This window comes from Brevundimonas sp. SPF441, assembly GCF_009661015.1.
Taxonomy (GTDB): Bacteria; Pseudomonadota; Alphaproteobacteria; order Caulobacterales; family Caulobacteraceae; genus Brevundimonas; species Brevundimonas vesicularis.
In genome coordinates this window covers 98,807-111,211 of the sequence record NZ_WJWX01000003.1, presented here as the reverse complement: position 1 = coordinate 111,211, position 12,405 = coordinate 98,807, and the positions used below count along the sequence as shown (strand labels likewise).

At 65.6% G+C, this 12,405-nt stretch carries 11 protein-coding genes; 10 read left to right on the top strand and 1 reads right to left on the bottom strand.

From position 1 onward, the window contains the following. Window positions 1–44: 44 nt before the first annotated feature. The 6 genes from GGC30_RS03420 to GGC30_RS03395 all read left to right on the top strand — a co-directional run bounded on the left by GGC30_RS03420 (window position 45) and on the right by GGC30_RS03395 (window position 4,982). Window positions 45–953 carry a hypothetical protein gene (locus GGC30_RS03420; RefSeq protein WP_153922727.1) on the top strand — a complete coding sequence of 303 codons (909 nt, stop codon included), beginning with the start codon at window positions 45–47 and terminating at the stop codon, window positions 951–953. Window positions 954–987: 34 nt separating this feature from the next. Beyond that, window positions 988–1,332 carry a DUF3088 family protein gene (locus tag GGC30_RS03415; protein WP_228763565.1) on the top strand — a complete coding sequence of 115 codons (345 nt, stop codon included), beginning with the start codon at window positions 988–990 and terminating at the stop codon, window positions 1,330–1,332. A gap of 9 nt (window positions 1,333–1,341) precedes the next feature. Next, window positions 1,342–1,608: a DUF1467 family protein gene (locus tag GGC30_RS03410; protein ID WP_017503976.1), complete on the top strand. Its 267-nt coding sequence runs from the start codon at window positions 1,342–1,344 to the stop codon at window positions 1,606–1,608. Between the two features lie 77 nt (window positions 1,609–1,685). Beyond that, window positions 1,686–3,002, top strand: a complete 1,317-nt coding sequence (gene proS / locus GGC30_RS03405; protein ID WP_153922726.1) for a proline--tRNA ligase — start codon at window positions 1,686–1,688, stop codon at window positions 3,000–3,002. Further along, the gene (locus GGC30_RS03400) at window positions 2,999–4,285 is read left to right on the top strand and encodes a lipoprotein-releasing ABC transporter permease subunit (protein WP_082465008.1); all 1,287 of its coding nucleotides are present in this window, start codon (window positions 2,999–3,001) and stop codon (window positions 4,283–4,285) included. The genes proS and GGC30_RS03400 overlap by 4 nt, the downstream gene beginning before the upstream one ends. Next, a complete protein-coding gene (locus GGC30_RS03395) occupies window positions 4,278–4,982 on the top strand; it encodes an ABC transporter ATP-binding protein (RefSeq protein ID WP_055809096.1) in 705 nt (234 codons plus the stop codon). The genes GGC30_RS03400 and GGC30_RS03395 overlap by 8 nt, the downstream gene beginning before the upstream one ends. 14 nt (window positions 4,983–4,996) lie before the next feature. Here GGC30_RS03395 and msrA read toward each other — a convergent pair whose 3' ends face one another. Beyond that, window positions 4,997–5,620, bottom strand: coding sequence for a peptide-methionine (S)-S-oxide reductase MsrA (gene msrA / locus GGC30_RS03390; protein ID WP_153922725.1), 624 nt, complete (start codon window positions 5,618–5,620; stop codon window positions 4,997–4,999). 385 nt (window positions 5,621–6,005) lie between these two features. Here msrA and dnaE point away from each other — a divergent pair, with 385 nt between their 5' ends. The 4 genes from dnaE to tsf all read left to right on the top strand — a co-directional run bounded on the left by dnaE (window position 6,006) and on the right by tsf (window position 12,298). Next, entirely contained in the window at window positions 6,006–9,470 is a 3,465-nt protein-coding gene (dnaE, locus tag GGC30_RS03385; RefSeq protein ID WP_370451856.1) for a DNA polymerase III subunit alpha, read from the top strand. An 87-nt stretch (window positions 9,471–9,557) separates the two neighbouring features. After that, window positions 9,558–10,154 (top strand): DUF4142 domain-containing protein, encoded by a 597-nt coding sequence (locus GGC30_RS03380; protein WP_153922724.1) that lies wholly within the window; start codon window positions 9,558–9,560, stop codon window positions 10,152–10,154. A 227-nt stretch (window positions 10,155–10,381) separates the two neighbouring features. Continuing rightward, window positions 10,382–11,245 carry a 30S ribosomal protein S2 gene (rpsB, locus tag GGC30_RS03375; RefSeq protein WP_017503967.1) on the top strand — a complete coding sequence of 288 codons (864 nt, stop codon included), beginning with the start codon at window positions 10,382–10,384 and terminating at the stop codon, window positions 11,243–11,245. Window positions 11,246–11,356: 111 nt separating this feature from the next. After that, on the top strand, window positions 11,357–12,298 hold the full coding sequence (gene tsf / locus GGC30_RS03370; protein WP_055753506.1) for a translation elongation factor Ts: 942 nt from the start codon (window positions 11,357–11,359) through the stop codon (window positions 12,296–12,298). Window positions 12,299–12,405: the final 107 nt, after the last annotated feature.

The following is a 12,405-nucleotide window of genomic DNA, read 5'->3' as shown; positions in this document are numbered from 1 at the left end:
CGTTCGGGCGCATTGGTCGTGTGCCTGAACGGTCGGGGAAACGCATGTCGAAAAAGCCTGCCCGTGCGCGCCGCCTGCTGGAGCGGATTCGGCACGCCCGTCATCCGCTGCGTGGGTGGCGGCGATGGGTGGTGATTTCGGGGCAGGGGCTGGTCGGCTTCGTCGTCCTGTTCGCCGTCATCAATCTGGTGCTCAGCCTGTCGACGTTCCGGGGCGAAGATCCCCTGGTGCGGACGGTTCACGAGCTGCGAGTGCTGTGGTTCAGCCCGCCCGACGGCCAGCCGATGTCGCCGACTGCCTTTCCGACCGTCTATGGCCGCGATCTGGGACCAGCGCCCGACACCGCCGCCATCCATGCCTATCTGGAGCGCGAGGCGGAGGACGGCGTCTTTCTGCTCGACCACGTCATGGTCGATCGCATCCTGAAGCTGAATGGCCGGATCGATGCGCGCAGCGTGCCGTCGGGCGTCTATGTCGGCGCCCATGCCCTAGGACCGGACGGGATGCCGCTGGTGCCGGTGACCAAGTTCATGGCGCAATATCTGCTGTTTCCCCGTCATGCTTATATTCTGGTTGTGCCTGAGAGTGGGCCGGCCATCGCCTTCTCCGCCAGCCAGAACGCCAAGTTCGGCATCGACATTCATCCCGAACGACTGTCGGCCGAGATCGCGTCGTTCGATCCGAACGCCTATGACTTTCCCAGTTCGGGCGAGGCGCTGCACGAGATGACCCGCATCACCAATGACCCGGCGCGCGTCGCGACGGCTGTCGAGACGTTGAAGGGCGCCCAGGCTCGCCTGGCGCAGGAAGGCCTGACCTACGGCCTTCTGGCGCCTAACTCGAACACGGCGGTCGGTTGCGTGCTGCAAGGCGCCGGGGCGATCACGCAGCAGGCGCGCTCTTCGATCCTTCTTGCGCTACGGGCGCCGGGGTTTGGCGCATCGTGCGAATAGCGGTCGCGCCGACGACCTCAACTCGGATATATCCATGCCGATGACCGAGCGACTCTTCCTGCTGAACCCCGACTGGCACGACGACCAGGGCGGTCCGTGGTTCTGCCCGCCCGGGGCCTATATCGAGGGTGTCCTGGCCTTCTATCCTCAGCTTCGCGATGCGCTCGACGTCGTCTATCTGGACCATCCGCGCCCGCGCCAGCCGGTCATCGACCAGGTCGGCGAGGCCCATCAGAGCTGCCCCATTCTGATCCTGGACGGCGAACTGGATTGGCCCGAGGCTGAGGTCAGCGAAACGACCGGCCGGCGCTTCCTTCAGGATCACGCCATCGCTCCCTATCTGGCGGCCCGCTACGGCGTCGGCCGGCCCCATCCCTAGAGGTCCGTCATGCCTATCGGCGTCTTCACCATGGTCGGCATCTACATCATCGCCTGGTGGACGGTCCTGTTCGCCGTGCTGCCGCTGGGCACGGCCAGCGAGACGCACGAGCCGCCGACCGACGGCTCACAATGGGGCGCGCCCAAGACGCCCAATCTGAAAAAGAAGTTTCTGACGACCACTTGGGTCTCGGCCTTGGTCTGGGCGTTCGTGATGGTCCTGATCTTCACGGGCTGGCTGCCCCTGCCGAACTTCGCCAGCGGCCCGGCCGTCTAAACGACGCATCGGCCTAGCTTTCGCCCCGTCCGAGCGGCTAAAGCCTTGTTCCGTCTCTACGCCTAGGATTCCCGACCATGCGCCTGTCGCGCTTTTTCCTGCCCACGCTGAAGGAAGCTCCTTCGGACGCCCAGATCGTCTCGCACCAGCTGATGCTGCGCGCCGGCATGATCAAGCAGGAGGCCGCCGGCATCTACGCCTGGCTGCCGCTGGGTCTGAAGGTGCTGCGCAAGATCGAGCAGATCGTGCGCGAAGAGCAGATACGGGCCGGTGCCGTCGAACTGCTGATGCCGACGCTGCAACTGGCCGACCTGTGGCGCGAGAGCGGCCGCTATGACGCGTACGGCCCTGAGATGCTGCGGATCACCGACCGGCATGAGCGCGAGCTGCTGTACGGACCGACCAACGAGGAGATGATCACCGACATCTTCCGGGCCTATGTGAAGTCCTACAAGTCGCTGCCGCTGAACCTGTTTCACATCCAGTGGAAGTTCCGTGACGAGCGCCGTCCGCGCTTTGGCGTGATGCGCGGCCGCGAGTTCCTGATGAAGGACGCCTATTCCTTCGACGTGGACGAGGCTGCGGCCCGCGTCGCCTACAACCGCATGTTCGTCGCCTATCTGAACACCTTCGCCCGCATGGGCTTGAAGGCCGTGCCGATGCGCGCCGACACCGGCCCCATCGGCGGCGATCTGAGCCACGAGTTCATCGTCCTGGCCGAAACCGGCGAGAGCGAGGTCTTCTGCGACCGCAAGCTGGTCGAGATGCCCGCGCCCGGCGACGACTTCAGCGCGGAGGCCGTCCAGGCCGTCTTCGACGAACGCACCGCCCTCTACGCCGCCACCGAAGAGATGCACGATCCTTCGCAGTTCGAGGCCAAGACCGCCGAGGGCGACCGCCTGTCTGCGCGCGGCATCGAGGTCGGCCACATCTTCTACTTCGGGACCAAATATTCCGCCCCGATGAAGGCCAAGGTCGCGGGGCCTGACGGTCAGGACGCCGAGGTCCACATGGGCAGCTATGGCGTCGGCGTGTCGCGCCTGCTGGGGGCCATCATCGAAGCGAGCCACGACGCCGGCGGCATCATCTGGCCCGACGCGGTCGCGCCTTTCGACGTGGTCGTGATTAATCTGCGCGCCAATGACGAGGCCGTCTCGGCCGCCTGCGAAGACGCGGTGGCCCAGCTTGAAAAGCTCGGCAAGGACGTCCTCTACGACGACACCGACGAACGTCCCGGCGGCAAGTTCGCCACCGCTGACCTGATCGGCGTGCCGTGGCAGCTGACCATCGGTCCCAAGGGGCTGGCGGACGGCGTGGTCGAACTGAAACGTCGCGCTACTGGCGAGAAGGTCTCCGTGCCGCTCGCCGAAGCTATCGAAAGGCTGACCGCTTGAGCCTGCCGTCTCGTCCGTCCGGCGCCTTCTCCTCGTGGGAGATCGGCCTGGCCCTGCGCTACCTGCGCGCCAAGCGCAAGGAAGGCGGCGTCGCCACCATCGCTGTAATCAGCTTCATCGGCATCATGCTGGCCGTCGCCGTGCTGATCAGCGTGATGAGCATCATGTCCGGCTTCCGCAGCGAACTGCTGGGCCGCATGCTGGCGTTCAACGGCCATATGTATGTGCAGGGGCAGGTCCTGACCTCGCCGGATCGCGAAGCCGCCCTTAAGCGCATCCAGGCCGTGCCGGGCGTGGCCAGCGCCAGTCCGCTGAACGAGGCCCAAAGCCTGATCCGCGTCGGCAGCTATACGACCGGCGCCATCGCCAAGGGCATCCGCCCTGAGGATCTGGCCAAGACCCAGTATGTCTTCGACAGCTTAAGCCCGCAGGAGCGCGCCAGCTTCGGCAAGGGGCCCTATGGCGGCGACCGCATTCTGGTCGGCGCGGCCTTGGCCAACTCCATGGGCCTGCGCGTCGGCGATCCTGTGACCCTGTATTCGCCGACCGGGGCCGACAGCGCCTTCGGCAACCTCGGCGGGCTCGAAAAGACCTATTTCGTCGGCGGCCTGTTCCGCTCGGGCGCCGCCGATTACGACCGCGCCTTCATCTTCATGCCGCTGGAGCAGCAGCAGCTCTTCTTTGGCAAGGAAGGCGTCTGGGACGCGATCGAGATCAAGGTCGATGATCCCGATCAGGTCGGCGCCCTGACCGCCGCCATCCGCGACGCCGCCGGTCCCGGCTCGGTCGTCAGCGACTGGCGCGAGCGGCTCGCCGCCTTCTACGGCGCGCTGAAGGTCGAACGCGTGGCCATGAGCATCATCCTGGGCCTCGTCGTCGCCATCGCCGCCATGAACATCATCTCCGGCATCGTCATGCTGGTGAAGAACAAGGGCCGCGACATCGCCATCCTGCGCACTATCGGCGCTAGCCCCTCGGCGATCCTGCGCGTCTTCTTCATGGCCGGCGCCATGATCGGGGTTGCGGGCACCATCGCGGGGCTGATCCTGGGTCTGCTGTTCTGCTGGAACATTGGTTCGATCCAGCATTTCCTGGAGTTCGTGCTGCAGACCAAGCTGTTCGATTCCGACGTCTATATGCTGGACGCCATTCCGGCCCTGGTCGATCCGGTCGACGTGACCTGGGTGGCCTTCTGGTCCCTGTTGATGAGCTGTATCGCCAGCCTGCCGCCGTCCTGGAACGCGTCTCGCATCGATCCCGTGGAGGCGCTTCGCTATGAGTAAGGCTCCCATCCTTTCGGTGCGCGGCCTGACCCGCACCTATGACACCGCCCAAGGCGGCCTGACCGTGCTGAAGGGCGTGGATCTGGACGTTTATCCCGGCGAACTGGTCGGACTGATCGGACCGTCGGGCTCTGGCAAGTCGTCGCTGCTGCACGCCGCCGGCCTGTTGGAGAAGCCCACCAGCGGCACGGTCGCCATCGACGGCGAACAGGTCGGCGATCTGGACGAGCGCGCCCGCACACGCCTGCGCCTGGGCCGAATCGGCTTCGTCTATCAGTTCCACCACCTGCTGCCCGAGTTCGACGCGCGCGACAATGTCGCCCTGCCGATGCGGATCGCCGGGGTGGCCCAGGACGAGGCGCGCAAACGCGCCGAGGTCACGCTGACGGCCCTGGGGCTGGGCGAACGCCTGACGCACCAGCCGGCTCAGCTGTCGGGCGGCGAACAGCAGCGTGTCGCCATCGGTCGCGCGCTGGCCAACGGCCCACGCCTGCTGCTGGCCGACGAGCCGACCGGCAATCTGGATCCGACCACCAGCCAATCCGTGTTCGAATCCCTGCGCGACCTAGCCAAGACCACAGGCGTCGCCGCCCTGATCGCCACCCACAATATGGAGTTGGCCGGCCATATGGACCGTGTCTTCGCCCTGAAGGACGGTCATCTGGAACAGCGCGAGGCCCAGAGCCACGCCTACTGAGCCACGCCTATCGATCAGCTGACGGCGGCGTCGCCCCAGATCGCTCGCAGACGTTCGGGGCGGCGGCATCCGATCCGGTAGGCCTGATAGTTGGCGGCGTGGCGTTTGGCGTAGTTCTGGTGCTCCTCGCCTGCGGGCCAGAAACGCTGGGCGCCGACAACCGGCGTCGTGAAGCTCTTTCTCAACACCCGCATCGCCGCATCGCGCGAGGCGACGGCGTCCGCGCGTTGGGTCGCTGTCGCAAAGACGGCGGATCGATAGGACGGCCCCTGGTCGCAGAACTGACCGTTCGGATCGGTCGGGTCGATGGTGCGCCAATAGCGGTCGACCAAGGTGCGATAGCTGACGACGCGCGGATCGAAGGTCACCTGCACCGCCTCCATATGGCCCGTGCCGCCGCGCACCACCTGCTCATAGGTCGGGTTGGCGGTATGGCCGCCGACGAAGCCGGACACGGCCGAGCGCACCCCCTGCACGTCGTCGAAGGCCTTCTCCTCCGACCAGAAGCAGCCGCCGGCGAAGATCGCGGTCTGAAACGCCGTCTGCGCCTCGGCCTGACGGGCCAGGGGCGCTCCGATCGCCAGCGCAGCGACGGTCAAGGATGCAACGGCGGCGAGGGCAGTCGTGCGAAGGGACATGGTCTCATCTCCTGTTGCAATGACTACGACGGCGACGCGTAAACGGTTTCACCGAGAACGACTTGACCGGAACAAAACGCCAACATAGAACATTAGCAGAACATAACGGATGTCTCGGAGCCAAGGTCATGCCGCGTTTGATGAGGGATATGCTGTCGCTGGCGTCGTGCGGCGGTTTCGTCTGGATGGTCTGGACCGTGGCGATCAGCGTCACCGCCTGAGATCAGACGAATTAGACACTTTAGACGGTGTTTTTTCGAGGACCGTCCGAAGCCAGCGATCCACAGCCGATCCGTGGGGCGACCGGTTTGCGATGGCCGCGCGCCGCCCGATATGAGACTCAGGGTAGAGCAGGGCTCTTCAGCGGGCCAGGGTCGAAGAAGGCGTGAACGAGCCGGTGAACAGTCAGGGTTTTGTCCATCTGCGGGTCCGCTCGGCCTATTCGCTGCTGGAAGGCGCGATCAAGGCGGCCAAGGTCGGCAAGCTGGCGGCCGACTCCGTAATGCCGGCGGTCGGGGTGGCGGACCGGGCTAACCTGTTCGGCGCGCTGGAGTTCAGCCAGACGGCGAAGGATGCAGGTGTTCAACCGATCGTGGCCTGCGCCCTGCCGGTCTTCGGGATCGGCGGCCAGATCAACGCGCGCTGGGCCAAGGTGCCGACCGTGGTTCTGCTGGCCCAAGATACAGCCGGGTGGCTGAACCTGTGCGCCCTGTCGTCATCCGCGTATCTGGACGCCGGAGAAATGGCCGAGCCGGGCGTGGCCTGGGAGCAGGTCGTCGCCCGCTCCGAAGGCCTGATCCTGCTGTCCGGAGGCCCGGACGGCCCGGTCGATCCGCTGTTCGCCCAAGGCAAGAAGGCCGATGGCGCCGCTGCGCTGGCGGCGATGAAGGCGGCGTTCGGCGACCGCTTCTACGTCGAGCTGCAACGCCACGGGCTGGAGGACGAAAAGCGCGCCGAGCCGGGGCTGGTCGAATGGGCCTACGCCAACGACGTGCCGCTGGTCGCCACCAACGACGTCTATTACGCCAAGGCGGCGCAGGCCAAATCCCACGACGCCCTGCTGTGCATCGCCGATGGCGCCTTCACCGGCCAGGAGGATCGCCGCCGCATCACCGGCGAACACTGGTTCAAGCCCGCCGCCGTCATGCGCGAGCTGTTCGCCGACCTGCCCGAGGCTTGCGACAACACCATCGACATCGCGCGGCGCTGCGCCTTCCTGGTCAATACGCACGCGCCCATCCTGCCGCGCTTCGATACCGGCGCCGGGCGCTCCGAGGCCGATGAACTGGCCCACCAGGCGCGCGAGGGGCTGAAGGTCCGCCTGACCGAGGTCACGCCGGCCGTGCCCGAAGAGGAATACTGGACCCGCCTGGAATGGGAGGTCGGGATCATCCAGCAGATGGGCTTCCCCGGCTACTTCCTCATCGTGTCGGACTTCATCAAATGGGCCAAGACCCACGGCATTCCCGTGGGGCCGGGGCGGGGCTCCGGCGCCGGCTCGCTGGTCGCCTGGTCCCTGACCATTACCGATCTGGACCCGCTGCGGTTCGGCCTGCTGTTCGAGCGGTTCCTGAACCCCGAACGCGTCTCCATGCCCGATTTCGACATCGACTTCTGCCAGGAGCGGCGCGAAGAGGTGATCGACTATGTTCAGGACCGCTACGGCAAGGACCGGGTGGCCCAGATCATCACCTTCGGCACCTTGCAGGCGCGGGCCGTGTTGCGCGACGTGGGTCGGGTGCTGCAGATGCCGCTGGGTCAGGTCGACCGGCTCTGCAAGATGGTGCCGAACAATCCGGCCGCGCCCGTCACCCTGGCCCAAGCCATCGACATCGAGCCGCGCCTGAAGGAGGCGCGCGACGCCGAGCCGGCGGTGAAGACCCTGCTGGAAACCGCGCTGGAGCTGGAGGGGCTATACCGCAACGCCTCGACCCACGCCGCCGGCATCGTCATCGGCGACCGGCCGCTGACCGAACTGGTGCCGCTGTATCAGGATCCGCGCTCCACCATTCCGGCGTCCCAGTTCAACATGAAATGGGTCGAGCCGGCGGGCCTGGTGAAGTTCGACTTCCTGGGCCTGAAGACGCTGACGGTGCTGGATCGGGCGCGCGGCTATCTCGAACGGCGCGGCGCAGCGAAAGACTGGAACAGCCTGCCGCTGGATGATGCGCGCACCTATGAGCTGATGGCCTCTGGCCAGACGGTCGGGGTGTTCCAGCTGGAATCCCAGGGCATGCGCGACACCCTGCGCAAGATGCGTTGCGGCTCCATCGAAGAGATCACCGCCCTGATTTCGCTTTATCGGCCGGGGCCGATGGAGATGATCGACACCTATATCGACCGTAAGTTCGGGCGCGCCGAGGTCGATTACCTGCACCCCAGCCTGAAAGAGGTGCTGACCGAGACCTACGGCGTCATCATCTACCAGGAACAGGTGATGAAGATCGCCCAGATCCTGGCGGGCTACAGCCTAGGCGAGGCCGACCTGCTCCGTCGGGCCATGGGCAAGAAGAAGAAGGAGGAGATGGATTTCCAGCGCCTTCGCTTCGTCAAGGGCGCCGCCGAGAAGGCCGTGCCGGAGACCCAGTCCGGCTCCATCTTCGACCTAGTCGCCAAATTCGCCGGATACGGCTTCAACAAGTCTCACGCCGCCGCCTACGCCCTGATCTCGTTCCAGACGGGGTGGCTGAAGGCCAATCAGCCGGTTGAGTTCTTCGCGGCCTCCATGAGCCTGGACTTGTCGAACACCGACAAGCTGGCGGTCTTCTATCAGGACGCCAAACGGTTCGACGTGCCGGTCCTGGCGCCCGACATCAATCGCTCATCGGCCGACTTCGACGTGGCCTGGGACGACGACAAGGGCGCGGTGCTCTACGCCCTGGGCGCGATCCGAAACGTGGGTCTCGAGGCGATGAAACACGTCATCGAGGTGCGCGAGACGGGCGGCCGCTTCGCCGACATCTTCGACTTCCTTGAGCGCATCGATCCGCGCAGCGTCAACAAGCGCGCGCTGGAAGGTTTGGCCAAGGCCGGCGCCTTCGACAGCATCCACCCCAACCGGCGGCAGTTGCTGGAACAGGCCGACGTTCTGATGGCCTATTGCCAGAGCGTGGCGGCCGAACGCGCCTCGTCTCAGGTGTCATTGTTTGGCGGCGACCAGGCCCATGCCGCTCGGCCGCGTCTGAAGAGCGTCGAACCCTGGGTCGGGCCGGAGAGGCTGGATCACGAACTGTCGGCGGTCGGCTTCTATCTGTCGGGCCACCCGCTGGACGAGATGACCTCAGCCCTGAAGCGCAAGCGCGTCACCTTCGTCGCCGAAGCGATTCCGCTGGCGGAGTCCGGCCACGAGGCGTTCCAGATGGCGGGCGTCGTGCGTCGCAAGCAGGAGCGGGCGAGCGCGCGGACGGGCGAGAAGTTCGCCTTCGTGACCTTCTCGGATCCGACCGGCGAGTTCGAATGCCTGTTCCCGCCCGAACAACTGCGCAAATGCCGCGAGGTGCTGGAGCCCGGCGCCTCGGTCATGGTGCGCGTGCGCGCCAAGTCGTCTGAGGGGGAGGTGCGCTTCTTCGGCGACGACGCCTCGCAAATGGACAATCTGCTGGACGACGCCAACATCGGCCTTCGCATCCATGTCTCGGCCCGCAGTGCAGACGCCGAGGCGCTGAAGGCGCGGCTGGAACGCGCGCGATCAGGCGCGATCGGCAAGGGCGGGGAGGTGTCGCTGATGATCGCAGGCCTCGATCAAGGGCGCGAGGTGGAGGTCAAGATTCCCGGTCGTTATCGCCTGGACGGGGCCCTGCGCGGCGCGCTGAAGTCAGCGCCGGGCGTCGTCATGCTGGAGGACGCCTAAGCCCCCTCGGATATGGTCAAGCTTTTGATTTTTCGGAACCTCACGGACGCGTGATGGGTTTGGTCAGTCCATAGGGAGACTGTTCCAATGAAATATCTCGCCATCGCCAGCGTCGCCTCGCTGGCCCTTCTCGCCGCCTGCAACCAGGGTGGCGACAGCGCCGCCCAGAACACCGGCGAAGCGGTCAACGCCACCCAGGACGCCACGTCCGGCGTCGTGGGCCAGACCTCGGCCATGACCATGGGCGCCAACACCGTCGACGGTTTCGTCACCGGTCTGGGCACCGGCAACATGTACGAGCTGGAAGCCGCCAAGATCGCCGCCGCCAAGTCCAAGAATGCGGACGTGAAGGCCTTGGCCGCCATGATCACCAAGGATCACACCGCCGCCGGCGAGAAGCTGGCCGCCGCTCAGGCGACCGCTGCGCCGAACGTCGCCATCCCCACGACGTTGGACGAACGCCGCAAGGGCCTGATCGACAATCTGAACGCGGCGACGCCGGATGACTTCGACAAGGTCTATCTGGACCAGCAGGTTGCCGCCCACAACGAGACGCTGACGCTGCTGAACGGCTTTGCCGACAACACCGATGCGCCGGCTCTGGCCACCCTTGCGCGCGAACTGGTGACGCCCGTCACCGCACACCGCGACCGCGCCCGGACCCTGCTGGACGCGATGAAGTAAAAGCAGCCGTCGCGTTGCTGACCAAAGGCGGTCCCGAAAGGGCCGCCTTTTTCCGCATTTGCAGGGCTGCGCTTGCTATTGCGGCCCATCCGGCCTACATGGCCCCCGCATTTCGCAACGCGGGAGAGGCGCGCTTCGGGGAGACATCCCGATCCGCACCATTCCGAGGGTCTTTCAGACCTTTAATCCCCCGCGCCACGTTTGATCGGAAAAAGGACTGAACGATCATGGCTCTGCCTGAATTCTCGATGCGCACCCTGCTTGAAGCAGGCGCCCACTTCGGCCACCAGACGCACCGCTGGAACCCGAAGATGGACCGCTACATCTTCGGCTCGCGCTCGAACATCCACATCATCGACCTGTCGCAGACGATGCCGCTGTTCCACCAGGCTCTGGTGGCCGTGCGCGAAGTCGCCGCCAAGGGCGGTCGCGTTCTGTTCGTCGGCACCAAGCGCCAAGCCGCAGAGCCGGTCGCCGAAGCCGCCAAGCGCTGCGCCCAGTACTACATGAACAACCGTTGGCTCGGCGGCACGCTGACCAACTGGCGCACCGTGTCGGGCTCGATCGCTCGTCTGCGTGAGCTGGAAGGCATTCTGGAAAACGGCGGCGAAGGCCGCGTCAAGAAAGAGCTGCTGAACCTGCAGCGCGAGAAGGACAAGCTTGAGCTGTCGCTGGGCGGCATCAAGGACATGGGTTCGATCCCGGACATCATGTTCGTGATCGACACCAACAAGGAAGCGATCGCGATCCAGGAAGCTCGCAAGCTGAACATCCCGATCATCGCCATCCTGGACACCAACTCGGACCCGGACGGCATCACCTATCCGGTCCCCGGCAACGACGACGCCGCCCGCGCCATCCAGACCTACTGCGACCTGATCGCCGACGCCGTCCTGGACGGTCTGGCCGCCGGCGCTTCGGCCTCGGGCATTGACCTGGGCGCTTCGGAAGCTCCGGTCGAGCCGATGCTGCGTGAAGCCTCGGCCCCCAAGGCTGAAGCCGAAGCCGCGCCGGCCGGCACGGAAGGCGCCGCCGCCGAACTGGAAGCCGCTGCTGAGCCGGCTGCCGAAACCGAGAAGGCCGAGGGCTGATCGCCCGCCGGGCGGCGTTCGCGTTCTTGAGCGCCGCCTGACGAACTGACACACGGCCGGGCTAAATCAGTCCGGCCGTTCCCACATACGAAATCCCCCAAGGAGAAGAACATGGCCGAGATCACTGCCGCCCTCGTGAAGGAGCTTCGCGAGCGTTCGGGCGTCGGCATGATGGACTGCAAGAAGGCGCTGGTCGAAAACGACGGCAACATCGAAGCAGCGATCGACTGGCTGCGCGCCAAGGGCCTGTCCAAGGCCGCCAAGAAGGCCGACCGCGTCGCCGCCGAAGGTCTGGTCGCCGTCGCCTCGAAGGAAGACGGCAAGGGCGAAGTCGCCGCCGCCATCGAGTTCAACGCCGAAACCGACTTCGTCGCCCGCAACGAGCTGTTCCAGAACGCCGCCAAGTCGTTCGCCCAACTGGGTCTGGAGCACCACTCTGTCGAGGCCCTGCACGGCGCCGAACTGGAAGCCGGCAAGACGGTCCAGGACGAAGTGACCAACATGATCGCCACCATCGGCGAAAACATGCAACTGCGTCGCGCCGCCCGCCTGTCGGTGTCGGAAGGCGTCGTCTCGACCTACGTCCACAATGCGGTTTCGCCGGGCGTCGGCCGTATCGGCGTGCTGGTCGCGCTGGAAGGCGAGGGCGACAAGACCGCGCTTCGCGAACTGGGCCGCAAGATCGCCATGCACGTCGCCGCCACCGCGCCGCTGTCGCTGAACACCGACGACCTGGACCCCGCCGCCATCGAGAAGGAACGCACCGTTCTGACTGAAAAGGCCAAGGAAGAAGGTCGCCCGGAAGCCATGATCGCCAAGATCGTGGAAGGTCAGATCAACAAGTTCCAGAAGGACGTGGTGCTGTCCAAGCAGCCGTTCGTCATGGATCCGGACGTGACCATCGAACAACTGGTCGCCAACTCGGCCAAGGAACTGGGCTCCTCCAACCTGCACCTGGCCGGCTTCGTCCGTCTGGCGCTGGGTGAAGGCGTCGAGAAGGTCGAAGGCCCCGACTTCGCGTCGGAAGTCGCCTCCATGATGGGCGGCAACTAAAAAACATTCCCCTCATTCGTGAGGGTTTTGTATCAGAAGGGCGCGTTCGGCTTTGATGGCCGGCGCGCCTTTCGTCTATAAGAAGCCGCCTGATTCAATGGCGCCGC

Excerpts from the sequence above, each read along its gene's own strand:
- GGC30_RS03420 (WP_153922727.1), top strand. The coding sequence starts at position 45 with ATGTCGAAAAAGCCTGCCCGTGCGCGCCGCCTGCTGGAGCGGATTCGG.
- GGC30_RS03415 (WP_228763565.1), top strand. The coding sequence starts at position 988 with ATGCCGATGACCGAGCGACTCTTCCTGCTGAACCCCGACTGGCACGAC.
- msrA (WP_153922725.1), bottom strand. The coding sequence starts at position 5,620 with ATGTCCCTTCGCACGACTGCCCTCGCCGCCGTTGCATCCTTGACCGTC.
- tsf (WP_055753506.1), top strand. The coding sequence starts at position 11,357 with ATGGCCGAGATCACTGCCGCCCTCGTGAAGGAGCTTCGCGAGCGTTCG.
- GGC30_RS03410 (WP_017503976.1), top strand. The coding sequence starts at position 1,342 with ATGCCTATCGGCGTCTTCACCATGGTCGGCATCTACATCATCGCCTGG.
- rpsB (WP_017503967.1), top strand. The coding sequence starts at position 10,382 with ATGGCTCTGCCTGAATTCTCGATGCGCACCCTGCTTGAAGCAGGCGCC.
- proS (WP_153922726.1), top strand. The coding sequence starts at position 1,686 with ATGCGCCTGTCGCGCTTTTTCCTGCCCACGCTGAAGGAAGCTCCTTCG.
- GGC30_RS03395 (WP_055809096.1), top strand. The coding sequence starts at position 4,278 with ATGAGTAAGGCTCCCATCCTTTCGGTGCGCGGCCTGACCCGCACCTAT.
- GGC30_RS03380 (WP_153922724.1), top strand. The coding sequence starts at position 9,558 with ATGAAATATCTCGCCATCGCCAGCGTCGCCTCGCTGGCCCTTCTCGCC.